Source organism: Roseibium sp. RP-7, from assembly GCF_053005225.1.
Genome location: NZ_JBRKQA010000002.1, coordinates 700,814 through 727,716, shown reverse-complemented (window position 1 = coordinate 727,716; position 26,903 = coordinate 700,814). Strand labels below are relative to the sequence as shown.

At 58.9% G+C, this 26,903-nt stretch carries 26 protein-coding genes; 24 read left to right on the top strand and 2 right to left on the bottom strand.

Annotated features, from left to right (window positions below):
• Positions 1-350: 350 nt before the first annotated feature.
• The 4 genes from ACVDG9_RS18060 to ACVDG9_RS18045 all read left to right on the top strand — a co-directional run bounded on the left by ACVDG9_RS18060 (position 351) and on the right by ACVDG9_RS18045 (position 3,553).
• Positions 351-833, top strand: a complete 483-nt coding sequence (locus ACVDG9_RS18060; protein WP_075282647.1) for a hypothetical protein — start codon at positions 351-353, stop codon at positions 831-833.
• On the top strand, positions 805-2,385 hold the full coding sequence (locus tag ACVDG9_RS18055) for a hypothetical protein (protein WP_447238613.1): 1,581 nt from the start codon (positions 805-807) through the stop codon (positions 2,383-2,385). Before ACVDG9_RS18060 ends, ACVDG9_RS18055 begins: the two co-directional genes overlap by 29 nt.
• A gap of 44 nt (positions 2,386-2,429) precedes the next feature.
• Positions 2,430-2,861 carry a hypothetical protein gene (locus ACVDG9_RS18050; protein ID WP_447238612.1) on the top strand — a complete coding sequence of 144 codons (432 nt, stop codon included), beginning with the start codon at positions 2,430-2,432 and terminating at the stop codon, positions 2,859-2,861.
• Between the two features lie 74 nt (positions 2,862-2,935).
• Positions 2,936-3,553 carry a hypothetical protein gene (locus ACVDG9_RS18045; RefSeq protein ID WP_023000419.1) on the top strand — a complete coding sequence of 206 codons (618 nt, stop codon included), beginning with the start codon at positions 2,936-2,938 and terminating at the stop codon, positions 3,551-3,553.
• Here ACVDG9_RS18045 and ACVDG9_RS18040 read toward each other — a convergent pair.
• A complete protein-coding gene (locus ACVDG9_RS18040) occupies positions 3,550-5,334 on the bottom strand; it encodes a B12-binding domain-containing radical SAM protein (RefSeq protein ID WP_055655571.1) in 1,785 nt (594 codons plus the stop codon). The genes ACVDG9_RS18045 and ACVDG9_RS18040 overlap by 4 nt on opposite strands.
• 167 nt (positions 5,335-5,501) lie before the next feature.
• Positions 5,502-6,503 (bottom strand): transcriptional regulator FtrA, encoded by a 1,002-nt coding sequence (gene ftrA, locus ACVDG9_RS18035; protein WP_447238611.1) that lies wholly within the window; start codon positions 6,501-6,503, stop codon positions 5,502-5,504.
• 80 nt (positions 6,504-6,583) lie between these two features.
• Here ftrA and ACVDG9_RS18030 point away from each other — a divergent pair, with 80 nt between their 5' ends.
• The 20 genes from ACVDG9_RS18030 (at position 6,584) to ACVDG9_RS17935 (ending at position 26,901) form a co-directional block, all read left to right on the top strand.
• Positions 6,584-6,982 (top strand): rhodanese-like domain-containing protein, encoded by a 399-nt coding sequence (locus ACVDG9_RS18030; protein ID WP_168684617.1) that lies wholly within the window; start codon positions 6,584-6,586, stop codon positions 6,980-6,982.
• 225 nt (positions 6,983-7,207) lie between these two features.
• The gene (locus ACVDG9_RS18025; RefSeq protein WP_296602900.1) at positions 7,208-7,678 is read left to right on the top strand and encodes a hypothetical protein; all 471 of its coding nucleotides are present in this window, start codon (positions 7,208-7,210) and stop codon (positions 7,676-7,678) included.
• A 148-nt stretch (positions 7,679-7,826) separates the two neighbouring features.
• On the top strand, positions 7,827-8,315 hold the full coding sequence (locus ACVDG9_RS18020; protein ID WP_152505966.1) for a hypothetical protein: 489 nt from the start codon (positions 7,827-7,829) through the stop codon (positions 8,313-8,315).
• Between the two features lie 108 nt (positions 8,316-8,423).
• Positions 8,424-8,894 carry a hypothetical protein gene (locus ACVDG9_RS18015; protein WP_075282655.1) on the top strand — a complete coding sequence of 157 codons (471 nt, stop codon included), beginning with the start codon at positions 8,424-8,426 and terminating at the stop codon, positions 8,892-8,894.
• Between the two features lie 146 nt (positions 8,895-9,040).
• A complete protein-coding gene (locus ACVDG9_RS18010; protein WP_023000427.1) occupies positions 9,041-9,520 on the top strand; it encodes a hypothetical protein in 480 nt (159 codons plus the stop codon).
• Positions 9,520-11,769, top strand: a complete 2,250-nt coding sequence (locus ACVDG9_RS18005) for a hypothetical protein (protein WP_447238610.1) — start codon at positions 9,520-9,522, stop codon at positions 11,767-11,769. The genes ACVDG9_RS18010 and ACVDG9_RS18005 overlap by 1 nt, the downstream gene beginning before the upstream one ends.
• 324 nt (positions 11,770-12,093) lie before the next feature.
• A complete protein-coding gene (locus tag ACVDG9_RS18000; RefSeq protein ID WP_006936041.1) occupies positions 12,094-12,315 on the top strand; it encodes a hypothetical protein in 222 nt (73 codons plus the stop codon).
• A complete protein-coding gene (locus tag ACVDG9_RS17995; RefSeq protein ID WP_447238609.1) occupies positions 12,315-14,018 on the top strand; it encodes a portal protein in 1,704 nt (567 codons plus the stop codon). The genes ACVDG9_RS18000 and ACVDG9_RS17995 overlap by 1 nt, the downstream gene beginning before the upstream one ends.
• Positions 14,005-14,319 (top strand): Bbp19 family protein, encoded by a 315-nt coding sequence (locus tag ACVDG9_RS17990; protein WP_006936039.1) that lies wholly within the window; start codon positions 14,005-14,007, stop codon positions 14,317-14,319. Before ACVDG9_RS17995 ends, ACVDG9_RS17990 begins: the two co-directional genes overlap by 14 nt.
• Positions 14,320-14,390: 71 nt before the next feature.
• Entirely contained in the window at positions 14,391-15,233 is an 843-nt protein-coding gene (locus ACVDG9_RS17985) for a hypothetical protein (protein WP_447238608.1), read from the top strand.
• Between the two features lie 137 nt (positions 15,234-15,370).
• On the top strand, positions 15,371-16,156 hold the full coding sequence (locus tag ACVDG9_RS17980) for a hypothetical protein (RefSeq protein WP_139314135.1): 786 nt from the start codon (positions 15,371-15,373) through the stop codon (positions 16,154-16,156).
• A gap of 278 nt (positions 16,157-16,434) precedes the next feature.
• Positions 16,435-16,881 (top strand): hypothetical protein, encoded by a 447-nt coding sequence (locus ACVDG9_RS17975; RefSeq protein WP_139314136.1) that lies wholly within the window; start codon positions 16,435-16,437, stop codon positions 16,879-16,881.
• Between the two features lie 14 nt (positions 16,882-16,895).
• A complete protein-coding gene (locus ACVDG9_RS17970) occupies positions 16,896-17,804 on the top strand; it encodes a hypothetical protein (protein WP_075282661.1) in 909 nt (302 codons plus the stop codon).
• 378 nt (positions 17,805-18,182) lie between these two features.
• Entirely contained in the window at positions 18,183-19,220 is a 1,038-nt protein-coding gene (locus tag ACVDG9_RS17965) for a hypothetical protein (RefSeq protein ID WP_139314137.1), read from the top strand.
• A gap of 211 nt (positions 19,221-19,431) precedes the next feature.
• Positions 19,432-19,770, top strand: a complete 339-nt coding sequence (locus ACVDG9_RS17960; RefSeq protein ID WP_062488068.1) for a hypothetical protein — start codon at positions 19,432-19,434, stop codon at positions 19,768-19,770.
• Positions 19,771-19,791: 21 nt separating this feature from the next.
• Entirely contained in the window at positions 19,792-20,379 is a 588-nt protein-coding gene (locus ACVDG9_RS17955; RefSeq protein WP_055655535.1) for a phage connector family protein, read from the top strand.
• Positions 20,376-22,808, top strand: a complete 2,433-nt coding sequence (locus ACVDG9_RS17950; protein ID WP_447238607.1) for a phage tail protein — start codon at positions 20,376-20,378, stop codon at positions 22,806-22,808. The genes ACVDG9_RS17955 and ACVDG9_RS17950 overlap by 4 nt, the downstream gene beginning before the upstream one ends.
• Positions 22,809-22,811: 3 nt before the next feature.
• Complete coding sequence (locus ACVDG9_RS17945; RefSeq protein ID WP_447238606.1) at positions 22,812-23,309, top strand: virion core protein, T7 gp14 family; 498 nt, start codon at positions 22,812-22,814, stop codon at positions 23,307-23,309.
• Positions 23,242-24,864 (top strand): hypothetical protein, encoded by a 1,623-nt coding sequence (locus ACVDG9_RS17940; protein ID WP_447238605.1) that lies wholly within the window; start codon positions 23,242-23,244, stop codon positions 24,862-24,864. The genes ACVDG9_RS17945 and ACVDG9_RS17940 overlap by 68 nt, the downstream gene beginning before the upstream one ends.
• 90 nt (positions 24,865-24,954) lie before the next feature.
• The gene (locus ACVDG9_RS17935) at positions 24,955-26,901 is read left to right on the top strand and encodes a collagen-like domain-containing protein (protein WP_447238604.1); all 1,947 of its coding nucleotides are present in this window, start codon (positions 24,955-24,957) and stop codon (positions 26,899-26,901) included.
• Positions 26,902-26,903 lie beyond the last annotated feature (2 nt).

Genomic DNA, 26,903 nt, shown 5'->3' with positions numbered 1-26,903 from the left:
AAGAGCCGAAAAAAAATGATCCGATGCGCACAACGGAGGCTGTCACCAAGTTTCTGTTTGCAAGGGTGCTTTTGAAAAATGCGGTCTAAACAGTGGCTTCAGACATTGGGGCGACGTGGACAGCTTCGACAAAACCGGGCAAAAAGGGGCTTCCTTATTTTACCGTGGATCAGTGTGCCCAAGAGGCCTGGTACCGGTTTTACGCTTCTTCCCAAAACCAAAGACAATTTCAGCAAGGCGCAGGCTTTTGCATCTGGTGCTTCGAGCGCCAGGGCCAAGGACCGGCGATGGGGAAGCTGCGGACCGTGTCTTGAACTGACCTCCAGACGACTTGCAGGAAAGTGCGACCCATGACTTTGCCAGAAGGGGGCGGCAGCGCGCTGAAGTGGCCGACAGCCAGAGCGCGCCGGAAGGTGTGCGCGGAGTTTTGCGCGCATATTGCCGCCGGATATTCGATCGACAGTTTCCCGGACGCCGACCGCCGGACGATCCGCTATTACGCCGAACAGTTTCCCGAGGACTTTCCGCCCGCAAGGCTGGAAGAAGCCGCCCGGCGCGGCCTTCTGGAGTGGGAGCGGATCGGCAAGGACGGCGCAAGGGGAGAGCTGGCGAAATTCAACGCCAGCGCCTGGACCTTTGCCATGAAGAATCGCGCCGGCTGGCGGGACCGGACGGAGCCGGAAGCATGGCCGGTCTGGAGCGGGCCGGAAGACAGCCAGACACTCGAGACACTGAAACCGCGCAGCTCGGAGGAAATCGCTCTGGGCGTGATGGCATTGCTGACCGGAAAGGATATGCCAAAGGATGGCGACGGCCCTCGAAACGCTGATTGACCACATCGACCAGATGCCTGCGGACGAGCGGGTTGCCTTGCAGAAACAACTGGATGAGGCGGGCGTGCTGGACCAGTTTTCCGTCTGGCGGCCTCAACCCGGACCGCAAACGGAAGGCTATTTCTCAAAAGCTGATCTGACGCTTTACGGCGGTGCGGCTGGCGGCGGCAAGACGGATCTGATTGCCGGACTGGCGCTGTTTGCCCACCACAAGGCAGCGATCTTCCGCCAGTCGCTCAAGTCCCTGAAGGGCTTGAGCGAACGCATGAACGCGCTGATGCGCCAGGCGGGCATGGGCAAGATTTCCGGCAATCCGCCAAGGTGGACCGGGCCCGACGAGCGGCTGATCGAATTCGGGCATCTGGGGCTGCCGGGGGCGGAAGAGGACTGGCAGGGGCGCGACCATGACCTGAAAGCCTTTGACGAGGGCGCGCAGATGGACCCGCGCAAGATCATCTTCGTGCTCGGCTGGTTGCGCACGACGCGAAAGGGCCAGCGTTGCCGCGGTTTGATTGCCACCAATCCGCCGCTGGGCGGGCAGGGGGACTACCTGAGCGACTGGTTCGCGCCCTGGCTCGATCCGCTGCATCCGCTTTACGGCAAGGTGCAGCCGGGCGAGATCCTGTGGGCGGTTTTCATTGACGACGGCGATGCCATTCGCACGGTGTGGGTGGACGGGCCGGAGCCGGTGGAGATCGAAGGCGAAGTCCGCACCCCAAAGAGCCGGACCTTCATTCCCGCGCGGCGGCAGGACAACCGCTTTCTGGGAACGGACTACGATGCCCAGCTTGACCAGATGCCAGAGCCGATGCGCACGGCGCTGAAGACCGGAGACTTTCTGGCGGCCCGTCAAGACCACGAGTGGCAGGTGATCCCGTCCGGCTGGGTGGACCTTGCCTTCGAGCGATACGACCAGGGCATCGATCGGGACGAACCGATGACAGTGCTGGCGGTGGATGTTGCCCAGGGCGGCAAGGACCGGACGGTGCTGCAGCCGCTGCATGGCCGGCGCTTTGAAACCAACATCGTGCGCAAGGGCACCGACACGAAAGACGGCGCCGATGTCGGTTCGCTGATCATCCGCGAGCGGCGCGACAATGCGATGATCGTGGTGGACTGCACGGGCGGCTGGGGCGGGGACACGGTTGGCTTCCTGAAGCGGGAAAACAACATTCCGGCGGAAAAATGCATCTTCTCCGCCCAGTCGGGCGAGAGCGCGAAGGACAGCAGGATCCCGTTCTACAATTTGCGCGCCGAACTTTACTGGCGCTTGCGCGAGGCCTTGCACCCCAAGAGCGGGCTGGGGCTGGCAATCCGGCGGTCGGCGACGGTGAAGGCGCAGTTGACGGCGCATCGCTGGAAGATGCGAAACGGAAAAATCCTGATTGAGAGCAAGGAACAGATCAAGGAACGGCTGGGCTCTTCCCCGGACGAGGCGGATGCGATTGTCGAGGCATTGGGATGGAAACAGAAAGCGGAGCTGAAGAAGGTTCTGAGAACCGGGGCCGAAAGCCGGATGGCGCCACTGGGCGACCCGCTGGACGGTTTCTGATCCGCGACCTTTGCCTGCGGGATGCCAGCTTCATTGCGGCCAACATGCGCGATCAGGACCTGCGCGAGATCGCCTGTCTGTGGAAGGAATGGGACACGCGCGCACTGGCGGCCTGCGCGTTGCAGACGGCGGTGCCGGGCATGGTGTGGTCGCTCTGGTACGACGGCCAGCCGGCGGCGGCCTATGGCTTCAGCCGGGCATCCGCCTTCGATCCGGACCACTGGCAGGCCTGGGCCTTCGGCACGGACCGATTCCGCCGATGTGTGCCGGCGATCACACGGCACTTGCTGGATCTCCGGCAGATTGTGGAACGGGATTGCCGGCGGCTGCAGGTGATTACGCTGGAAAATCATGACATTGCCCACGGCTGGATCGAGGCGCTGGGCGCAACACGGGAAGGGCGGCTGAGAGCCTATGGCCGGGGCGGGGAGGACTTTTATGTCTATGCCTGGGCAAGGGGGGACAAGCGGCCATGAGCGTTGTTCGAAACCGGGAAGGCTGGTAGCGTCCGGCCATTGCTATTTTGACGTTTTTATCTGGAGGCTCAGCCTTGTCTTCATCCAAGGATGATCTGCCCGTCGGGCAGATGACGAAACATTTCGCAGGCAATATCTCTCAACTGAATGCCATCGTTCTGTCCGATTATCGCAGGACCGAGGAAAACATCGGTTATCACAAGGGCCGCCTGGACCAGGGGTTCAAGCTGCTGGTCCTCAAGCACTTGCCGCTGCCGGAAGTGTTCGAGTTTCAGGGCACGACCTTGCGATCAGGCGGGCGGTATGGCCTGCCGGAGGAAACGCAGGAGGCGGACAGGCGGCGCGCGACCGTGCATGACGGCATTCTGGCGGACCGCGGCGCTGCGGGATACCGCGATCTGCAGACCCGCGCCCTGAGCCTTGCAACCGTGACCGGGCCGAAGCGTCTGGTGAAGGTCATGCCCACGATCCGGCATGACGAACATATGGCCCCGCGCGATCAATATCCGATGGGCGGCGGTTTTCTGCAGTGGGACCTGAAGAAGCCCGGCTTGCCGTTTTTCTGCGCGGCGCATTTCAAACCGGGCGGCACGGTGGTGACCGTGGACGGCATATTTCAGGTGAACTCGGACAACTTCCTCGCGGACTATCCGCAACGCGAGAAACTGCAGAAGTATCTGCAGACGATTTAAGCTTTTGCCACCTTCGTTCCGCGCGCGCGCTGCTTGATGCCTTCCATTTTCCGATGGGTGGCAACTGCCTGACGGCCGCCGCGGGTCGCGGTGTAGAGTTCCAGCGTTTCGAACTCGGCCTTTTCCACCGATGCAATTGCCTGATCGGAATAGGCGAAGCGGTTCGGATCTGACCAGAGTTTCCTGATGAAACGCAGATAGCGCCAGTGGGTGGCAGTCAGGATGGCAAGGTTCCGCAGGGTTTCGAGATAATATTTCGGATAGAAGATCAACGGATTTTCCAGAGGCAGGCCCTGGCGGCGGTCCTTGCGGTATTTCAGTCGCAGAAAGCCGCCATCGAGCGAAAACACATTGTGCAGCCGGGACGCGGTTCCGTAAATGATCAGCCGATTCATGGTGGCGATCTTCTTGTTGCTGCCGAGGGCGGCAGCCCGGCGCAGAATCGTGCGGCAATGGTCCGGTGAATAGAAGCTGGCCCAGGCATCCAGATAGAGCTTGTCCAGTTCCTCCCCGGGCAGGTTCGGATGGCGGATGACATTGTGTGTGAGGTCGTACCGGTTGAGGTCCGGATGGATCCAGGTGCCGGCGGCGACCGCATCGCGGTGATCCTCCGAGCCGGGCAAGGGCGTCAGGATGGAGAGCGACAGGATATCGACGGCAAGCTCCCGCTTGAGGACGTCGATATCGTGAAGGACCGAGGCGCGGGTGTCGTTGGGAAAGCCGATGATGTAACCGGCGGTCAGGATGACCGGGTGTTTCTTCCAGGCCAGGAACATCTCCCGGTAGTCGGTGATCTTGTTTTGCCGTTTCTTGGAGCCTGCCAGATTGTCCGGATTGATGTTTTCCAGGCCGATAAAAACCTGATCAACACCGGCACGTACGCATTTCTCGATAAAATTCGGGATCTTGTGACAGAGGGTGTCAACCTGGATGATCAGCGTGAATGTGTGACCTTCGTCTTCCCGCATGCGGATGAGCGTGTTGAGAAAGGCTTCCCAGTTGCGATTTCGGGCGAAATTGTCGTCGGTGACAAAGAACTTGGTGACCCCGATTCTTGCGTGGTCGCGGATGATATTCTCCAGATCCTCCGTCGATCGGAACCGGCTGCCGCGCCCCTGGACGTTGATGATGCAGCAGAAGCTGCACTCGAAGGGGCAGCCACGGCCGAGATCGAAACTGCCATAGCCAAGAGTCGATTTTTCGACCTGCGCCCGATCGACAACGGGCACCGGCTCACCGGGCAGGGACGGCAAGTCCTTCAGGTGATCGTAGATGGGTTTCAGCTTGCCTGCATAGGCGTCGCGCAGGACCGGGTCGAACCGGCCGCCTTCGGCCTCGCCCAGAAAAAAACTGATGCCGAGATCTGCGGCTTCGCGCATATCGGCAGGCATCTGCGGCAGCATGGCCATGCAGCCGGTGATGTGAAAGCCGCCGATGCAAACCGGGAGGCCGGCCAGGAGAAATGGGCGAGCAAGATCGACAGCTCTCGGAAACTGGTTGCTCTGGACGCCGGTGAAGCAGATGAGGGCCTTACCGCCCCGCCGCTGAATACCGGCGATCAACTGATCCGGTCGGATGCGGCTGTTGCCTTCGTCAATTGCCTGGATGACCATTTCCACCTCAGGCCCCAGAACCTGCCTATGTTCGCAATCCCTGGAAATTCCGAGAAGACAGGAAAGTGAATTGGCCGGTATCGAAGTTTTGTGCCAGTGAATCGGATAGCCGTTGTCGTCATATTTCGTTGGCCTGATAAGAACCAGGTGAAAAATATCCGGTTTCATGGCTTTCCCCGCCGGTTGAATTATTCAAAATCAGGCTAACAAGGATCCGGTTCGGAGGAAATACTTAGATTACGTTTGGGAAGGTTGTCGCGTTCGGGAAATATGTCCATGGTCCGCCGCTTTGATAAGTCTGCTGGGACAATACTGCTGGGGCAGGGCCGCTGGCATCAGGCCGTGCGGGCAGCGAAGCGGATGCGGTAGTCGGTCGGGCGCAGGCCGAGTTTCTTGCGGAAGTGGTGGCGGAGCGCGTGGGCGCTGCCGAAGCCGACGCGGGCCGCGATCGTTTCCATGTCGTCGTCGCCCCGGCTGAGGATCTCCTTGGCGGCTTCCAGACGCTCCTGTACCAGCCACTCGCCCGGCGTCATTCCCGTTGCTTCGGTGAAGCGGCGCTGGAAGGTGCGCGGGCTGAGGCGGCAGAGGGCCGCCATGGTTTCAATGGTCCAGGCCGTCTGCAGCGCCTGCCTGACTCGCTCCAGAATCGGTGCGATTTCGCTGCCCTCGCGATGAGCGACGGGGCGTTCCAGGAACTGAGCCTGGTCGCCGGTGCGGTGGGCGGGAACGACGAGGCGGCGCGCAACGGAGTTGGCCTTGTCTGCCCCGTAATCCTGGCGGATGATTTCGATCATCAGATCGATGCCGGCGGCGCTGCCCGCAGACGTGTAGATCCGGTTTTCCTGACGGTAGAGCGAGGCCTCGTCGACGGTGACGGCGGGGTGCCGCTCGCGCAGCTTGTTCGCGTAGCGCCAATGGGTGGTGGCGGAGCGACCGTCGAGCAGACCGGTGGCTGCCAGCACGAATGCACCGGAACAGATGGACACGAGCCGCGCGCCCCGGCTGTGGGCCTCGCAAAGCCGTTCGGCAAGCGCTTGGGGAACCGGGCAATCCGCCCCTTTCCAACCGGGTACGACGATGACGTCCGCCTCGGCTATGCGTTCCGGACCATGGTCTGGCACAAGTGTCAGACCGCCATGGGCGCGTAAGGGGCCTTCCTCGACCGGGCAACTGGCGAAGCGGTACCAGTCGGCGCCGAATTCGGGGCGGGCCAGACCGAATATCTCGGCGACGATACCGAACTCGAACGTGCAGAGCCCATCGTACAGCAGGGCGACAACAAGCGGGCCTTCCAGAGCTGAGGGGGCCGCGGTTTGAGGGGCTGTGTCTTTTGTCATGATATTTACGTATATAGTCAATCACGCCAATTGCCAATCGGCGTTCAGACGGGCGAGAAACAGCGGGAAAGGAGACCTTCATGACCAACAATGTCACCGCTATTCCGGCCGCACCGAGCGATCTCGCCAGGGAACATTTTGCCGCTGAATTTACCTTCGAGGCCGATTGCTGGGATGTGCACGACGCCCTTCAGGGCGAGCCTGGCTTTGTGTTGCTGGATGTGCGCAGTCCGGCGCTGTTCGAAAAAGGCCATGTGCCCGGCGCGATCAACCTTCCCCACGGCAAGATCATCCGTTCCAAGATGGCCAGGTGGCCGGAGGAGACATTGTTCGTGACCTATTGCGCCGGCCCGCATTGCAACGGTGCCGCACGGGGGGCGTTGCGGCTTGCGGAACTGGGACGCCCGGTGAAGATCATGGCAGGTGGCGTGACCGGCTGGATCGACGAAGGTTTTGAGCTGGCAACCGGTAATTCATGAGCTGAGCCGCAGCAAGAGCCCCTGCCTGCCTGACCCTGCCTGCTTTGGCCGGTCAGGCGGGGGCATTACCAGCAGCATCGGTCGAAGAGAAAAGATAGCCAGGGCCGCGGCAAGGGAAGCCTTCAGGAAAGCTCCAGCGGCAGGTTGCAAAAATTCACTGGATCAACCACAATCCTCTCAGGAACAAAGAATGAACATTTTTTAGGGAATTTGGACGCAGGACCCATGGCGGATTTTGAAGATTTGACCGGCTGGCGGGAAGAGCTGGCCGCATTTGAGAAAACGGAAGAAGGCAGGGCCTTCTTTGCCGGCAACAAGCGCTACGGTGGCATCAAAGTTCCATATGAGAACGTTGTGCAGATGGTTGAACTGATCCGTGGTGATGAAGAGCTGCACGAGGCTTTACGGAAGAAAATCTGGTTTGCGGCCTATGCCGAAAAGCATGATCTGGAAGTTCACGATGATGAGTTTGTAGAGCTGAACCCGCTCGAGGCTCATGACACCATTATTGCATTTGAACGGTGGTACCTGATGAAAGCTCCGGTTCGCTTTGACAAAAGGGACATGATGGTTGCGACATGGCTGGCCATCGATTTGGAGGAGGGCAGGCTGACATCACTCAGAACTGAGCAGGCCCGAGACTTCATCAAGGAAAATTATCCGCTTTATGTGTCCTTTCCGGGGGAGGAGACGTGATGGAGAAGGTTGTTGCGATAGATGCCAGTGAAATCAGCCCGATCATGAAAAACTTCGGGCTGGAAGGATTGATCGCCACCGCAAAACGGGGCTGAAAGAGCTTTGGAACAATTAGTGAACATTTGAGACGAGTTTGGAAACAGGACCCATGGCGGATTTTGACGACATTACCGGCTGGCGGGAAGAGCTGGCCGCATTTGAGAAAACGGAAGAAGGCAGGGCCTTTTTCGACAAATACAGTTCGTGGAGCCCAACAAGACCCCGGGCACCCAAATTGCCATATGAAACAATCCTCCATTTCGCAGAGTTATTCCTCAGGCATCCGGAAGTTCTTGAGGCGCTGAAGAAATCAGGTGCTTGGCGCGATTATCTGAATGCCAATCCGGATTTTGGCCGGGATGATGAGGGGTTTGATGAGCTTTGCCCGTGGGCGGACAACGAAACCGTGTACGACTTCGAACGCTGGTATGCGATGAAAACGCAGATCCCCTATGACGGTAACCTCGATCCCGGCCGGCGCTTAGCCTACAGGGTTGCGATCGGAGAGCTTCCATCCCTGGCGGCTCCGGAGACCCGGGCTTACGCTGAAAGAGAGCATTCGACGGATATCGCCTTTTCAGACAAGGGGGCGAAATGAGAGAGAAGGTTATTTTTCCGGACGTAAGCAGACGCAGTGCTTCTGTCGTGTGCAAGAGTGTTTCGGAACAATTGATGAACATTTGGTATGGATTTGGACATAGGACCCATGGCGGATTTTGACGACATTACCGGCTGGCGGGAAGAGCTGGCCGCATTTGAGAAAACGGAAGAAGGCAGGGCCTTCTTTGCCGGCAACAAGCGCTACGGTGGCATTAAAGTTCCATATGAGAACGTCGTGCAGATGGTTGAACTGATCCGCGGGGATGAAGAGCTGCACGAGGCTTTACGGAAGAAAATCTGGTTTGCGGCCTATGCCGAAAAGCATGATCTGGAGGTTCACGATGATGAGTTTGTAGAGCTGAACCCGCTCGAGGCTCATGACACCATTATCGATTTCAGGAAATGGTACCTGATGAAAGCTCCGGTTCGCTTTGACAAAAGGGACATGATCGTTGCGACATGGCTGGCCATCGATTTGGAGGAGGGCAGGCTGACATCACTCAGAACTGAACAGGCCCGAGACTTCATCAAGGAAAACTATGCGTCTTTTGTCTCCTTTCCGGGGGAGGAGGCGTGATGGAGAAGATTGTTGCGATAGATGCCAATGAAATCAGCCCGATTATGAAAAACTTCGGGCTGGAAGGATTGATCGCCACCGCAAAACGGGGCTGAGAGAGTTTCGGAACAATTAGTAACATTTGAGATAATTTGGACACAGCACCCATGGCGGATTTTGAAGATATTACCGGCTGGCGGGAAGAATTGCAGGCATATTACGAAGAAGGGGGGCAAGAGGCGGTCGATTATATCTATCGACATGATCCAGAGGTCTTCCTTGTGAGTACCAGGCTCTCCCAAGTGCAGCGTTTTGCTGAACTTCTGCTAAAAGACCCGGAACTTAGAGATGCGACTGCTCAGCAAATGGAGTGGTTGAAAGTTGTTGACGCCAATGGGGGAGCCGTTGGCAGGGGGGATCCGGAATGGGACAACCGGCCACTAGAGGCTCACATACTCATGGGAGACTTTTACGAATGGTACTGCCTGAAATCCGGGTATCCTCACGAAGCCAGGCACCTGTATAGTTTTGGTATGTTTACTGCCTGCGATGTCCTTGCGGGAAAATACGAATCTGTTCGGTCAAAGGCGTGTGTCGAATTTTTGCTAGATAGTGGTTACATCGAGCAAGACGAAGGAGGCTTGTGATGAGCAAGCAAACAGTCGTTGCACTCGACCATGCCAAGGTCGGGACGTTGCTCGCCTATACTGTCGAAAAAAAATTACCAAAAGAACAAATAAGGAACAAAGTATTTTCTGTTCTTGATGCCGTTGCTGGATTGGGCGACAAGGTTCTCTATGTACCAAGCGTTGGAACAACAGAACTCACAAACAATATTGCGATTGAATATCTGCCGCATTTCGATGGCTGGTTGAAAAAAAGAACTTACAACAACAAGATCCTCACAGCATCCGAGGTGAAATCCGAGCGGGCCAAGAAGAAATTCGATCCGGATAATAGGCGAAACTCGTCCAGAGGGGGGTATGAAGGCTGGGATATGGATGTCCGGCAGTTCATGCTGAATAGAAACAACAGAGAGAAGTACGATTTTCTCGTTATTAGTGCGGACGGTGCTTTTCTAGATAACAAATTCAATGCCGACAATGCACTTGAGCGCATGAAATTCAGACGGATGAGTTTCAAATCCCTGATGATCTCGATGCTCACCCATCCGGATGTACCGCTGACACCGCAACAGCACGACACAATTGTTCACGCAGCGAACTCGACTAGCCAAAAATTTGGTGCTTTTCACAATCTAGAGCAAAGTCACCCGAAGATTCCTGAAAGCTTCGAGGCAGCGCTCGAGATTAAGAACGCTCACCGACCGATTGAACTCAACGTTGGCAAGCGGTTTAAGAAGTTGGTCAAGAACGGCGCGCCGGTTTTCGTTCTTGGCCTTGCCGCGCCGGTGATATTCAACAAGGTTCAGGCACGTGCGGACGAGCGGAACATACCGTTTGCGCAGGCGGCAAGAGAGCTGGGGCTGGAGTTTACAGAGGACGATCTGAAGTCCATGGCGGCGGAGGCGGGCCTCGACCTGGCCGTTTCGCTGACGCCTGTCGGGCCGCTGAAAAAGGCCTGGGACGTTCTGGGCAATCTGGACGACATTATCGCCTTGACCCAGCTTTATGGCGAAGCCTATCCGGACAACCTGGTGATCCGGAAAATGGCCGAAATTGCTACAACCGTCGAAGGATCGGAGGCATTTGGCGCTTACGTTTATGGCCGGGACGCGCTGACAGGCGCGGTGGGCAGCGCAATCGACTGGGCGTTTGCCGGCAGCGAGGGTGAGGAAGAGGCCTTGCAGGCGCTGCAGGGGATACAGAACGCGCTTGAGGCCGGCGGAGCCGTGGAGCAGGCCGCAAACCGCGGCGCAACACGCGAAGAATTGACTGACACCCTGACGAGAGACGCAGAGCTGCACCGGGGACAGGTCAGGCAACTGTTGTCGGCGGCCCCGGTGGCGGCGACAGATGCGCCGCTTACGGCACCGCGGCTGGAGGACGGCAGTCTTTCTTCTGAAACCATCCTGATGGATGGCGGGCAAGTGCCATTGGGCGAGAAGCCGGTTCTGCCAGGCTCTTCCGCCATTCTGGCCCCTGGTTTTGAGGAGGCGCGCCAAAACGGCGTGTCTGAGGGCAGCGTGTCTGGAGCCAGCGCAGTTGGGGCCGAAGTGGGCACCGGCAAGCTGGACGGCGTGAGTGCCACAACGGCGGCCGATGTTGCTGACGCCTCGGCCGGTTTGGCTGCATCTGCTGATCTGGCCCGGAAAAGTTCCTATGACCGATATCGGCAGATCGGCAGAACTGCCGCCGAAGAGGCGGAAGCGCTTGCGGATTACGAAAGGCTGTTCAGGCAAAGCTATGTCGAACTGGGCGGCCACAAGGAGGCTGCCCGGGACTATGCGATTTACCGGTTCAAGCAGATGTGGGGTCTTTCGGCCTTCGCGCCGGAGGCGGCAGGAACCGTATTGAAATATCCGGTCGAGACAGCCTATCCGGATCTTGAAAAAGACGGCCATGGTTACGTGCGCAAGGACGTTGAGGACCTGCTGAAAGCACAGGGTGTGCGCGCCGCGAAATGGCATCTGATGCCAAATGACAAGACCGGCCGGGACAGGCAGCAGGCCCCGGCGGACGAGGACGGCTACGGCCCGCGCATGACATTGACCTATGACGACGAGACCGGACAGCGCCATTTGCTGACGGAAGACTTTCAGGCAAATGTCGGCCGGGTTCGGGACAGGGCGTGGCAGGCGCACATCCCAAACAACAGCAGGCGGGCCGCGCGGCAGGCCCCTGCCGCACCGGCTGGAAACGTTCCGGCGGCGCTGGCTGCCGCAGCGCCCGGTAAAGCTGCGCCGGTGGATGGAGCTTCCTCCGGGGCGCGGTGAAAAACACCGCCTCGGGCGCACAACCGGGAAGCTTCAAAAAGCCTTTGAGTGGCAAGAGCTTTCCGGAAATGCGTGTCTGAACAACAGGTTCAGACATCTGGCCTTGCTGGACGCTTCGTCAAAACAGGGCTAAAACAGACCTCATACCGGTACTTTGGAAAATTGCGGCTTGGCCGGCAGGAACGCCTTGGCGCTGCCGGATACGTCCGTTCGATCTTTTTCCGGCCGCTTGCGCGGACCGGCCTTGAGGCGCTGCCGCCGTGCCGGCAGGCGGCGCTGATTACACGTTTTCAAGACATTGAGAGAAAGGGACCACCCATGTGCATGTTTGGTGGGGGAGGCTCCAAGCAGCCGGACCCGGAACCGACACCGCCGCCGCCGCGCGAACCCGACCCGCAGCGGCAGGCGCGCAACCTGCAGGAAAACGGGCGCCGGCGCCGGGCCGCCGCCTATAACACCCGGGCCACCAACCTGACCGGCCCGTTGGGCGTTGCCGATTACGGCAGTGCCTCGCGGCCCGGTGTCACACTTTTGGGGCGTGCGTGATGGGAGTTGTCGACGATCTGAAAACCGAGCTGCAATCGGCCCGGGCGGAGCGCCAATGGGTGGAGGCGGACTGGCAGGACTATGTCACCTATACGGCGCCGGACATGGAGCGGGCCTTCAACCTGCCCGGCGGCGTGAGCGCCCGGGATGGCATGAGCGCCCTGCGCGGGTCTGCCGCCCGGGACCGGTCACGCAAGCTGTACGACCCGACCGCCGTCTGGCTGCTGGACAGGCTTGCCTCCGGCATCGGCTCGCTGACCATGCCCGAAGGCTTTCCCTGGCATGGGGTCGGCTTCGGCGATCCGTTTGCGCCGGCGCCCAGCCAGGCGGACGAGGAGTTTTTCGAACTGGTGCGCGATCACCTGTTCCGTGTGCGGTATTCGGGGCGTTCCGGCTTTGCGCTGGCCAACCGCTCGCGCCTGCTGTCCACCGTGAAACTGGGAACGGGTGTGCTGTTTCCGGTCGAAAACGAGGACAGCCTGGCCGATATCCGCACGCCGGTTCACTACCGCTATGTGCCGCTTTACGAGATTTACCTGGTCATCGATGCCCAGGGCAACGATTGCGGGTTCTTTCGGGTGCGCACGCTGAAGGCGTGGCAGGCGGTGAAGGAATACGCCGGCAAGGTGTCGCCCAAGGTGAAGGAAGACGCGGCCGACGCGAAGCGCAAGAACACGGACTACACTTTCGTGCATGCCTGCTTTGTGCGCGAAGGCGGTCACGCCCAGGCAACCGACACCAGGAAATCCCGGTTCGAGAGCATCCACTTCGAGGAAGACAGCGGGCATATCTGCCGGCGGGGCGGCTTCTTCGAATATCCGCTGGTGATCAGCCGGTGGGACCGGGACGGGCTGTCGCCCTATGGCTCGCCGCCGCAGGCAAAGCTGATGAGCGACATCAAGAGCCTGCAGAGCCTGGCACGAGACGGGCTGATTGCCAGTTCGCAGGCGGTGCGCCCGCCGATCGCCACCCATGCGCAGGAGCGCCAGCTTGACCTCAACCCCGGCCGGATCAACCCCGGGCTGATCGACGAGCAGGGTAGGCCGCTGTTCCGGCCGATGATTGACACGGTGAACCCGGGGGCGGCGGATGCGCAGATCGAGACCATCCGCGAAAAGCTGCGGGTGGGACTTTATGGCGACCTGTGGCAGACGCTGCTGGAAGGCAATGGCCGCACGGCAACGGAAGCCAATATCCGCCGCAAGGAAATGGCCGACATGATCGGGCCGTTCTCCACCAACATCATGGCCGGAAATGAAGCCTTGTTCGAACGGGAGATCGGCATTCTGGGCCGAAGGGGCGCTTTTGCCCCCGGGTCGCCCCTTGCCCCGCCGCAAAGCGTACTGGAGGGCGATGTGACCCTGACGCCGACGGCACCCATCGACCAGATGCGCGAGGCCGGGCATTTCGAGGCGATCATGGGCTTCCAGGAATATCTCGGCATCGCAGCAGGGGCCGATCCCTCCATTCTGGATCTGCACGACCGGGAAGCCGAATATGACCTGACTCGCTGCGCGCTGGGGCTGCCCGCCAAGCTGAGGCGGCGACCGGAAGAGGTGGAGGCACTGCGGCAGGAACGGGCGGCCGAGCAGCAGCAACAGCAGCAGCTTGCGACAGGCGAAAGCATGGCGCGGATCGCCCGCGACGGGGCGCCGCTTCTGCAGACCCTGGGCGGCGAGGGAGGGCTGGATGGTCTGGCGTAGCCTCAAACGAGCCGCCCGGCGGCGCCGGGAGCGGGCTGGAGTGCTGGAACGGGCCTATCGGTCCGTTTTTTTGTGTCCGGACGGCGAAATCGTGCTGGCGGACCTGGCTGCCGAATGCGGCATCTACCAGGCGCCCCCGGTGAACCTGGAGCCGAGGGCGGGCGGTTATCTGGATGGGCGCAAGGCACTTTATGCCCGCATCCTGTCGATGATCCGCATTCCGCCGGAAGAGCACGCCGCGCTGCAGGAAGCTGCCCGGCTGGAAATGCTGCCCGAGTTCGAAACTGACGAGGAATATTGACGATGTACGACGCGATTGAGCCGGCAGCAGGACCGGAGGCCGGCGGGCACGCCGGTTCTGGACACGATGGTATGGCACATCGCCCTTCGGAGGGGGGAGGTTTCATCGACAGCCTGAGCGAGGCCGACCGGGACATGGCCGCCAGCTATGGCTGGCGCGATACCGCCGGCATTCTGGAAGGCTATCGCTCGCTGGAAGACAGACTTTCCGGGGCGCTTCAGGTTCCGGGCGAAGATGCCGGCAGCGAGGAACAGGCGGCCTTTTATGCCGATGTTTCCAGCCGTTGGACGCCGAAGGACGGCTATCGCTTCAAGATGCCCGAGACGCTGCCGGAAAACTTTCCCTACGACCAGGCCTTTGCGCGGGAAGCCGGAGACTGGTTCAAGGAGGCGGGGCTTCACCCTGAGGCAGCGCAGAAGCTGCACGACCGGTGGGTGGGCAAGATGGCAGAGCAGTTTTCCGCCCATGAGGAAGCGGCTTTTGACGCAGCGCAGAAACAGGGCGAGGCCGCCGAGGCCGCGCACATGTCCCTGGTCAGGGAATATGGCGAACCGGACAGCGACGGCTATCAGAACGCCATTGCCAAGGCCGACCGGGCGCTGAGCACCCTGAAGACGGCCGGGGTGGACCTGACAGGATGGTTTGCGGAAAAAGGCGCCCTGACCACGGCTGGCAGCGACGGTTTGCAGCAGGTGACGGACCCCGTGGCGGTAAAGCTGCTCGCCTTCATCCACGACAGCGCCTTTGCGGAAGACGGCCTGAACGGTTTCGGCGCGGGTGGGGAGGGCGGCAACCCCTTCGAGACCGGCAATCCGGACCTCAGGCAGCAGTCGGACCTTCTGGAAAACAGCCCCTTGCGGGCGCGGCAGATGATCGTCGCGGCGGGGCGGGATCCACGGTTGTTCGGTCTCTGAAAATGCCGCCGATTTCGGAAGAGGTTTTCGTGCCGATTTCAATTAAGGGTTGATCTGGAACAAATAATGAACATATTCTGATTGTTCAGCGTTTCGACGCTTTTCTTCGCGAGCGATCATATTTTGAGGGATCCGGAATGAAAACAAGCACCTTTCGTTGTTTCAAAGGATTAGGGGCAATTCTCAAAGTGACCGGGATCATTGTTCTCCCGTCGGTTTGCCTGGCTGCAGATGGTTCCGCCATCCCGTGGGAACAGCAGCCTGAAATTCTTCGATCGGAGATTGAGGGCTATGTCAAATCAAGCCTCGATCCCGCCACGTTCAAGGTGCGGGTCGCGGAGGACGTCCGCGTGGTTTATCTGGGCTTCTCGCCTGAGGAAATCGACCAAAATGCGGAGCAGTTTCCGGATGTCCCGGGGCATCGCATTTCGCACCTGCCCTATGGACGGAATGACTATTACAGCATTCCGGTGGATGTGTTGGATTACCAGCTTTCCAACACGATTACCGTTCTCAATGTCGATCTGGCCAAGAAGCCGGGGTCGGGAGAAGGTAGTGGCGAGAACAGCACGGAATTGACTGAAGTCCTTGCACCGAAAGGAGAGTTCTTTCAGTCGCTCGGATTATCGATTTTTGAGTTGATGAAGGTCACGGACGGTCGAGGCACCCTCGTCGAATTCGGGCCGCCAATGACGAAGTTCGGCGATTTCGAGTTTTCCTTTCGGGACAAGGTTCTCGAAACGCCTTGCACATCGGTCTTCGAGTTCGCCGGGTCTGACGACGGCGGACAGGAAAATACCATGGTTGTCTATTCCGGCGCCGAACCCGGTTCTGCCGACCAGCTCCAGTGCCTGAAGATGCAGTCTTTGGTCTTCCTGCGGCCTGCGAGCCTACCACTTTCCACAGCGCTCGAAGAGAGATGAAACTCGCTGGCAGGTGTCGGTTTATTGCGCATTTCCATAAACCTGCACAAGCTGACACCTGCCTGCAAAGTCGTGCTGTGCCATGAGCAATCGTGCCAACTGATGCCAGCAATCCGTCTGTGGAGCAGGTCAGACACCCCGGCAGAAAAATCTGGCGATCTTTTCAGTCTCCGGTGCGAAGGCCTGGCTTTCTAACCGGATGCAATTAATGGTTGTTTTTTGGAACATATCATGAACAATATGCCGGTATCAAAAGATCGAAATCGGAGAGTTCGATTGTGAAACTATCAAGACTATCGGGCATTTTGTTGGGCCTGTTTCTCGTTGCCTGTGCGTCAGATGAAGAGAGAAATTTATCAGGTGCAAACGGGAAAACGGTGGTTTCGGCCTGTGATCCCGGACCGATTTTCGAACGGCTTGAGAAAGAAATGAAAACCGGTCTTGCTGGCGCGGATCAGGAGAGGATTTCTCGCGTATACAACGAATATTTTCGAATAGTGAGAATTTGCGACAAAACTCAAGATATGACTTATGTCGTGAAGCAAGAATATGCCGACAAAAGAACCGCCGCATTTCTCGGTTTTCCACCGCCTCCCCCGTATATTTATACGCAAAAAAAATCCCGAAAAGGTGAGCTTTGCCTCAGTCGGGAGGGCTCGGAAAGTTCGTTGATTTCCGCACCGAAATGGTATTGCGAAAAGGGCGGTTGGTCTGACAACATTTAGATAAGGGCCAAGTAATGGATAATCACGGACAGCAAACGATACGTATCGGTGAGTACAAGCTGTTTGGAGTTGCCTCACATATTGTCATCACAGCTCATGATGAAACCGGCAAGCAGATCTGGGAAGTCAACGGACTTTCACATGACAGGCAAAATAATATAATTCCAATAGGAAAACCCTGGGACGGAAGCGATACGATCAAAGGTCACTTGGATAATTTTTCAAGGATGGGGCATCTCGTCGACAACCAGACAACAATTATCGCGGGGACGCCGGCTGAAATCGAGGCATACAGGATAAGAGCTCGCAGGGCTATTGATCGGATCAATGCTCAAAACCTTGATTACAGAATCGACAACCAAAATAGCAACAGCGTGGCGGGGACGGTCCTGAAGTCTTTCGGGATTTCGCCACAGGAATTGCTGAATTCAACAAGGCATCAATTTGAAAAACCAGTCCCAGGCTTTACCGAAGATCTGATCGGCAACAAAGATGTCTTACCTGCAGGATCGGCGCAGTCAGATCCTGAATTGGATGGTCAGTCGGCGCATGGCAACAGATTACGAAACCATGTTGCTGCTCCGTTTCCGATGCCGAGACCTCATTTGGCAGCGGATGACAACCGTTCGAGGGATAGTCAGCCCGCGTTGCGTGGCGAAAGTGATATTCCGCCGCCATCCTTGAGCGAACCGAAGAGCGGTGAGGCTTTTGAGAACGGTCCCATTCCGAGCGCCAAACCGAGTAGAGCTCGCTCTATGCTCCAGCCTGATAATCTGAAGAATGCAAATCCATTCGACGTGAGAAAACCCGACCTCAAACAGCAGGCCTTCCTTTTGGACCATCAGCCGACGAAGGCGAAGCAGCTTATCCTTTCTGCTGGACGAAACCCGGAGTTGTTCGGGTTCAAGGGTGTTGTCGTTTAACTGAACGACCCCTCAAATTTACGTGGTCCGATGCATTACCTCACAAATCGGATCCATCAGACGCCAGATCCTTGCTCACTTGCGAAGTCCTTTGTGCGCTTTGCCGTCAAAGCAACGCAGGCCTGTGACTGTCATCGCGATATTGCCACCTCGGCTGAGCGATCTTACCCGCTTTGAGCGATTTCTGCCCCGTTAATCGAGGAAACGGAAGTCCTCCAAAACTGCGTATTTCTTTTTTCAACCGGAACGTTGCTTCAGCTACTTCAAAATTGGAAGGGGCGACTTTTTGGCAAATTGCCTGCGGCCATGGCGAGGAAACGTGCGCCATCGACAGCAGTCCGTTAGAGCCGGAAAATTGTCAAAATCAAAGGAAATTCAATGACATCTCAAATTTCAGACATCGTCGTCCCGCGTGTGTTCACCCCCTATATGGCGGAGAACAAGCCGGCCAAGCTGATCATGCTGGAAAAATCCGGCATTCTGGCCGGTCCGGCACCGGAAATCGGCAAGCGCTTCAAGGCCGGTGGCAACCAGATTGAAGTGCCCTATTGGGAAGACCTCGACGATGCCGAGCCGACGGTGATCGACGACAGTGATAACAAGATCGGTGTCAGCAAGATCACCGCCAGTGACATGAAGGCCTACAAGCACCGCCTGGCCAAGAAATACGGTGCCAAGACGGTGGCAAGCTATGCCGCAACGGGGCGAGGCGACAGCGCCATGAACCGGGTGGCCGAACGGATCAGCGCCTACTGGGGGCGCCGCAAGGAAGAGCGCATCATCGCGACGGCAGAAGGCGTGATCGCCGACAATGTGGCCAATGACAGCGGCGACATGGTCTATTCCATCTATTCCGATGTCGGTTCGCCGACGGCCGCCAACCGCATCAGCTATCAGGCGATCAACCGGGCGCGCCTGACCATGGGTGAGAACCTGGACGACCTGCGCGTGATCGCCATGCACAGCTTCGTTTACGGCACGCTTCTGGACGACGAAAAGATCGAGTTCAAGAAACCGTCCGAAGCGCCGTTCGAGGTGCCTTACTACGCTGGCATGATGGTGGTGCATTCGGAAATGATGCCGGTGACGGCCGGGGCCAATTCGGACGAATATTCCTGCTTCCTGTTCGCGCCGGGTGCTTTCATGCATATCGACGAAGTGCCGAGCCGCTCGACGATCTACGGCAACGAAGGCACAGAAATCACTCGTGATCCGGACATTGGCGACGGCGGCGGTGCCGACTATCTGACCACCCGCCGTTTCGAGCTGATCCATCCGGCCGGAATGGATTTCACGGCGTCTTCTCTTGCCAAATCCCAGGGAGCGAGCCTGGCCGAACTGCGCAACGCGGCCAACTGGGACCGGAAATACAACCGCAAGAACGTGAAGCTGGCCTGCCTGAAGGTGAACATCTGACAGCGTACCCAGCGGGCAGTCTGGAGGCGAGCGACCGCAGACATCCACCCCAACGTTTTTGGACCGATCGACGTTTCTGCCCTTAGCCTTTCCTGCGGGCTTTTTGTTTGGTCGGTTCGACCCCTCATGGGCCTGATCAAGTCAGGGCCTGCCAAACTTCTTCGGGCGGCGTTTGCCGCCCTTTTTCATTTTCTCGAAAAAGAGGCCAGACATGGACGAGATCATCATGCGCCGCTTGCGGCATCTCCAGCGCCTGGAAGAACAACACGAAGCCGATTTTCTGGCCCGGTGCGCCCCACCCAAAACCGAGGCCGAAAAGCGGCAGGAACACCTGGCGGATGCGCTGGCCGCGGACTGGAACCGCAAGCAAAGGGCAGCAAGGCAGCCACAGGCCGAAAAGCCGCTGCCCAAAGGCTGGCGCAAGGAGCACTGGAAGACCCAGCAGGCCATGGCCGCGGATTATGCCGGCGTGAAGGCCGCCAACAAATACGAGGCTGTTCAGGCGCTTGCTGCCTATGAGGCCAAAGCCGGCGACCTTGCCGCCGCCTGACCCTTTCAAGGAAACTGTTTCATGTCGGGAACCGTCAACACAGCCGTTGAGATGGCGAACCTTGCGCTTGCGCATCTGAAGGAAGCGCCCATCCGCGACTTCGATTTTTCCTCCGTGGCGTCGCGCTGGTTCAGGAACCATTATGCAGCGCACCGGGATGCCTATTTGGCCATGCACGACTGGGACTTTGCCATCGAGCTGGTGAACCTGCCTGCGGAAACCGAAAAACCGCCGTTTCGCTGGGCCTACCAGTACAAGCTGCCGGCCGACACGCTTCGCATTCCGCAGCAGAGTGTTGGCGGATCGCCGGGAGGGACGATCATTCCCTTCGAAGTGGTGGGCCAGCGCATCATGTCGGATCATCCGCCGCCGTTTCCGCTCCGCCATGTGCGCCGGGTGGTGCGGGAGGCCGAATTCGCCCCGCTGTTCGTGAACGGGTTCGCCCTGTTTCTGGCGGCGGGCTGCGCCCATTCGATCACCGGAAAGAACAGCCGTGCGGAAGCCTTGCGCCAGGCGGCGCGGGAAGCCTTCGACCAGGCCGGAACATCCGATGCCCTGCAGGGCACGCCGCTGCCCATGATTGACCTGGATATCATTGCAAACAGATGAGCTATCACCTTCAAGCCACGTTCAGCAGGGGGGAACTCGACCCGGAGCTGATCTATCGTTCGGACCTGGAGCTGTTCCGGTCCTCCCTGGCCGAATGCCGGAATTTTCTGACACTGAAACGCGGCGGCCTGCGCCGGCGCGGCGGCACCAAATTTATTGCAGAGCTGAAGGACAGCAGTCGGCAAGGCTGGTTGATCCCGTTCGAGTTCGGAAACGGTCAATATTACATGCTTGAGTTCGGCGACCACATGTTTCGAATATTCACCAGCGAGGGGCGGGTCGGCACCGTGGAGGTTGCGACACCCTATTCCTCCGAGGTTTTGCCACGGCTGAAATTCGTACAGTCGACCGACACGCTGTTCATCGCTGGTGGCGGCGTTGCCCCGCAGGCGCTCAAGCGGTTGTCGGAACTTTCCTGGGCGATCGAACCGATGTCGTTCAGGGACGGGCCCTATCTGGACGTCAATATCTCGCCGACGAACCTGAAACCGGCCGGCACGGGCAATGCCGTTCCGAAAATGACATCAAATACAGCCCCGAGCGGGACGGTGTCTGCCTCCAACGGCAGCGCTTCGGCGTGGCAGGTGTTCAGCCGGTCGGAGGGCAAGACAGTGCTTTCATCCGGGGCAACGGGTTGGGTGCAATACCAGTTCCCCGGCAGTGTCGTGATCGACGCCTACATGCTGCAGGCGCCGAACGACAACAGCCAGAATGACGACATGCCCTGGCAGTGGAACATCGAGGCGTCGAACAACGGCTCCGACTGGACAATTCTGGATACGCAGGACGGTCAGGATACCTGGGCCTCCAACGAATGGCGGGAATATGATTTTCACAACGAAACCGCCTTTACTCATTACCGGCTGAGCTTCACGCAAGGAGGCGGATCGGCTTCGGACAATTCCGCGATCGGGCAACTGGTGTTTCACCAGGCTGGCAACGATCAGAACCCCTTCACGCTGACCGCATCAGGCACTGCAGGGATCAATGGAGGTGCCGGCTTTCAGTCGTCTGACGTCGGGCGGCATATCCGGTTTCGCGGGTCGGACGGGTTCTGGCGCTGGTTCCGGATCCACAGCCGCCAGTCGGCAACCTCGGTCAAGGTGCAGCTTTTCGGCCAGGCGCTGCAGGACACCAAGGCACAAAGCATCTGGCGGTTGGGGGCATGGTCCGGCACGACGGGATGGCCGGAAACGATCGGCTGGCACAAGAACCGTCTCGCCTTCGCGGGCACCAGCGAGGAACCACAGAAGATCTGGGAAAGCCAGACGGAGGACTTCACCAATTTTTCCGTATCCCATGTCCTGAAGGCATCCGACGCGGTGACCGCGGGCATTCTTTCCGGACAGGTGAACCGGATCAAGTGGCTGGTCGACGACAACGATCTGATTGTCGGCACGACCCGCGCGGTGCGTGCCGTCGGCAAGGCGACCGATCAGGACCCTTACGGGCCGGAGAATGTCGACCAGAAGCCTGAGACGAATTTCGGTACCAATGATGTCAGCCCGATCAAGGTGGGGTCGGTGCTGATCTACTACGGCCCTTATGGAACCGACATGCGCGAAATGGCCTATGACTTCGGCTCCGATGGCCGGGTGTCTCAGGCGCTGAGCGAGGTGCAGTCGCATCTGTTTCAAAGCGGTATCGCCGGGGCCTGCTACCAGCAATATCCCGATAGCGTCATCTGGCAGTGGGACCAGAAAGGCCGTGGGATCGGCTTCACCTATGAACGCCAGCAGCAGGTTTATGGCATGCAGCGCCACGATTTCGGTGGTGTGGTGGAATGTATGGCCGATCTTTCGGGGGCCGGGGCGGATACGGTCTGGATGATCGTGAAGCGGACCATCAATGGACAGAGAAGGCGGTATATCGAAATCATGCAGCGGCCTTTTCTGTGCGACGCTATCGAGGACGCATGGCATCTCGATTGCGGTGCGCGCTACGAAGGCCTGCCGGCAAACACGGTCTCGGGACTTCAGCATCTGGAAGGCGAAGAGGTGATCCTTTATGCCGATGGGACCGACTATCCGGCAACTGTCACCGCCGGAGAAGCGAGCCTGCCGAATGGCCAGACAGCGGAAAAGATCCTGGTCGGGCTGAACGTGGAGGCGAGGGCGAAAACGCTGCCGTTTCCCGTTAATGCGCAGGATGGTTCGGCCATGGGCCGCAAGATGCGCGTGGACAGTTGCGGCATCGCGGTTCTGGACACAGGGACCCTGAAGGCCGGGTCAGACGAAACCTTTCTGGACGAGCTGATCTACTACCGTGCGGGTGACACCGCCGGAGAGCCAGCGCCCTTGCGCACTGGCGTGCTCGACCAGCCAATCGAAACGCGATGGGAAGACGGGGGACAGCTGACGCTGATGGCCAGCGGCGGCAAACCCTGCACCATCCTGGCCGTCAATTTCGGCCGAGACGCGGAGCCTTAATTCATGTGTCACCCAGCAATATTGGCTGCGGTCTCCGTTGCGGGATCGCTGGCCGGCGGCGCCGTGCAAGCGCAGGGCGCGCGCCAGCAGGCAGATGCCCAGGCAAAGGCGGAAGAGCGCCGTGCAGAACTGGCCGACCGCCAGAAGGCGGTTAACCAGACCCAGGCTTCTTTTGAGCGAAAACGGACCCTGGACAAATACGAAAGAGCACTCGGCTTCAACCGGGCTGCCGGAGCCGAACGCGGGCTATCGCAAACCGGTTCGCTGACTGACGTTGCGGACGACAATGCCTTTGAAGCGGCACAAAGCATCGAGGCAATTCGGTATGGCGCGGAAGGCAAGCGGGACAATCTGACCTTCGAGGCGAAAACGGCCCGGGAGCGGGCACATTCGAGCCGCCGCGCGGGGCGTATCAGCGCCACCGGCGCCATGCTTGGTGGTGTTACTCAGGCTTTCACGACGCTTGGCAATGCTGCCTACAACGGTGCTTTCAAATTCTAGAGACAAAACGGTTCTGACAATGGCGAGATTGCAGAAATTCAATGGTGCCGACAGCCTTCCGGGCGTTGGTAGTCCGCAAGTTGTCGCTGACACCGCGGTTGGAGAAGCTGCGGCAGGGCTGGGACAACAAATCCGCCGTTCGGCAGGGGCTTTCGGTGATCTTGCCGAGACTGCTGCTCAAAGACGCAGGCGAATTGAGGACTTTCAAGTTCAAATGGCTCAACGGGAATTTGACGCCAGGTTGAAGGAAAGGGCTGCGGAGGAACAGCGGCAGGCGCAACCAGGCGGCTTCGGCTTCACCGAGGCCATGATGGCTCATCTTGAAAAGTCTAGAGAGCAGGCGCTCAAGGAACTGCCTGCAGGTTCAAGAGATGCGTTCAACCGCCACGTGGAGGCGCAGCGCGACCGCTATATCAACGGCTTTGCTGCAATTGAGGCGGGAGAAAACGAACGCTATTTCCAGCAGGGTTTGGAAGAAGAAGGCATCCGGCTGGCATCAGAGGTGCGCGAGAACCCGGATGGTCTCGAAGAAGCATTCGAACAGGCAAGAACGTTGCTGTCGGCTGCTCCCTTGCCGGCCGTAGGCAAAAAGGCAGCCTATGCGAAAATAAGCGAGACACTGGCAGAGGCGTGGGCGAAGACAAGACCGCTTGAAGAACTGCTACCAGCAATAGGCGACGAACTTGCAAGGCGAGAGTTTGCAGGACCGGAAGGTTTAGGAAATGAGCTCGACCAGGTGGGTGAGGCCGTCAATGGCCCCGACGGGCCGGAGGCGTTTGCGGACGAAAGCCAGGTTCTGGCAGAGCGGCTGAAACTGCTGCCTGGTGAAACACTGGGCCGAATGCAGGTAAATGCCGTTAAAAGCAGAGCGGCGATTGCTGCTGGGGAAGTTGGCAAGATCGAACGCCGCATCGAGGCGAGTTTTGGCCAGTTCGACAAATCCGAGATCGAAGCAAACGGCTTGCTCGACCCAAGGCAGAAAACACGACTGATCGGCCAGCTTGAAGTCGCAAAAAAGGAGCATATCGCGAACATTGAAGCTGCGAACTGGCTCTTGTCTTCTGAAGAAGGGGATCGGGGACCGCAGCGCCAGAAGAACGCAGACCGGGCGTTCACCTTTCTGGATAATGGCGAAATCGACCGGGACACACTTGCACTCAAGATTGTGGAAACGAAGGGCGTTGTTCCGGAGAGTTATGCCGCCGCTTTGAGCAAGGGAACTCGGAGCAACGAACCCGAGGTCATTTTACGAGCATACGAAAACCTCACAAAGGTTCTGGCGTTGGCACCGCAGTCGGCGGTGTTGGCAAAAAGAGAACGCAATCTTGTCGACAGGTTTGAAAAGTGGACCCTTTTGACAAAAGGCTATGGGCTGAGTCCGGAGGAAGCCGCGGAGACGCTGGCGAAAGGCAATGACCCTCGTTCAGGGCATAGTCTGGAAGCGGCTTTTGACCGGCAGTTTCCTGATTGGGAAAGGAAAGACCTCGGCAGCCAGACCTTGAAAGAGTTGCTGACACCTGCAGATACAAGAATTCCAGAAGGATCTGGCGGATAAGCGCAACAGGTTCAATCCGGCGAGAGCCTTTTCGAGCCGCCAATGTGACCGTGGCTCAATTTCTGATCTCAAATTTTACCAGGGAACTCCATGACAGTAGCAGCCTTGACCGAAGGCCGCGCCCAGATCACGGGCGACGGCGTGACGGATCGTGTCGACTTGCCATTCCAGTTTGTCGACCAGAACAACCTGCAGGTATCGCACCGGACAACAACCGGCGTGATTACCGTTTGGCAGTATCAGCAAAGCCCGGGCAACTGGCACTTTACCGGCGGCAACTTCGGCACCGGTACCGTGCTCTTTGACGCCAGCGCATTGCAGGCAGGGGAAACGCTGACGGTTTTGCTGGTGAGCAAATACGATCAGCCTTACAGCCTGGCAGGCGGAGAGATTGACCCGGCGGTCATGGAACGCGCCATGGACCGGACGGCGATCAACATGCAGTCGGTCGCCACTCGGGCGCTGATCGAGTTCAACGGTGGCTTTGACCTGAAAGGCCGGCGGATGATCAACGCGCTTGATGCGGCCGACAATCAGGACTTGCCGACGCTGCAGCAGGTTCTTGAAATCGCCTCGCTACCAGGCGCGCAAGGGCCGAAAGGCCCGGTCGGCAACCAAGGCCCCACGGGTCCGGCCGGTCCGCAAGGTCCTGCGGGTCCGCAGGGACCACAGGGGGAACGCGGCCCGCTCGGCTATGAAGGTCCGCGAGGCCCAACCGGCTATCAAGGTCCGGAAGGCCCGCGTGGTCCTGAAGGGCCATCCGGTCCGACTGGCTCGCAAGGACCGATTGGACCGCAAGGCCCGCAGGGTCCCGAGGGACCGATTGGCAAGTCATTCGACCCGGATTACACCGGCCTGACGGCCGACCGTGCAGCCTATGACGCCGAACCGAAAGACACGTCCTTTCTCGATACCGAGGCGGGGATTGTTTATTGGAAGCTCTCCAATGCGGCCGGCGCCTGGTCGACGGGCGTCAACTTCGGGCGCGGGCCGCAGGGTTTGCAGGGGCCGCAGGGCATTCAAGGCCCGGCCGGTCCGGTCGGGCTGAACCACCGTGGAACGTGGAACGTGGCAACCGCTTACGTTGAGCGGGATACGGTCAGCCATGACGGGTCTTACTTCATCTGCGTGGCGGCTCATACCGGCGTTACTCCGGAAGATGCTGCGGGCGAATGGGACATTGTCACCGCCAAAGGAGAACGCGGCTTGCAGGGCATTCAGGGTCCGGAAGGCCCGCAGGGCGTGCAAGGTCCGGAAGGCATCCAAGGCTCGAAAGGTGATACCGGTGCGCAGGGGTCGACGGGTGCGGAAGGTCCGCAAGGCCCGCAGGGCGATCCCGGGTTGATCTATCGCGGCTTCTGGTCTTCTGGCGACACTTACAATTCTGACGAAACGGTCACCTACAACGGATCTTCGTATATCTCGTTGAGGGTGAATATCGGTCAGAACCCGAGTGTATCTCCGGATGATTGGGGCCTGCTTGCTGCCAAGGGTGATGTGGGTCCGGTTGGTGCAACGGGTCCGGAAGGGCCACAAGGTTCAACCAGCTACGACGCTGGGACCGTCGGCGGTCTGACGTCGGGCCAGCTTCTGCGGTCTGATGTAAGCGGGACGATAAATGGCAACCTCACGGCAACCGGGCAGCTTCTGTCGAACAACCATATTTATCTTGGCCGTGCCGGGGCCGGTGATAACTGGCTGATTTTCCGAGACGCGAACAGCAATACGGACAGGTACTTTGGCTGGGATGACAGCGCCAACGCTCTCGTCGCAGAAGAGAACGACGGTGGGTTTCATAAGGTTGGGATGGTCTACGACGGCTCAAATGTAAACGAAACCATCTTTCCAATTGGGCACATCATCTGGGCATCTGCACCCGCCGGGATCAACAGAAACGCTTCACGAGCCTGCTATTTGCACACAGCATCAACGGGCTATGCCGACAGTTCGGACGGTAACAGATCTTCCGGCTTATCGGGCACGTGGCGATGCCGAGGGCAAGCCGGTGCTGTCGCCATCTATCAGCGTGTCGCGTGAGG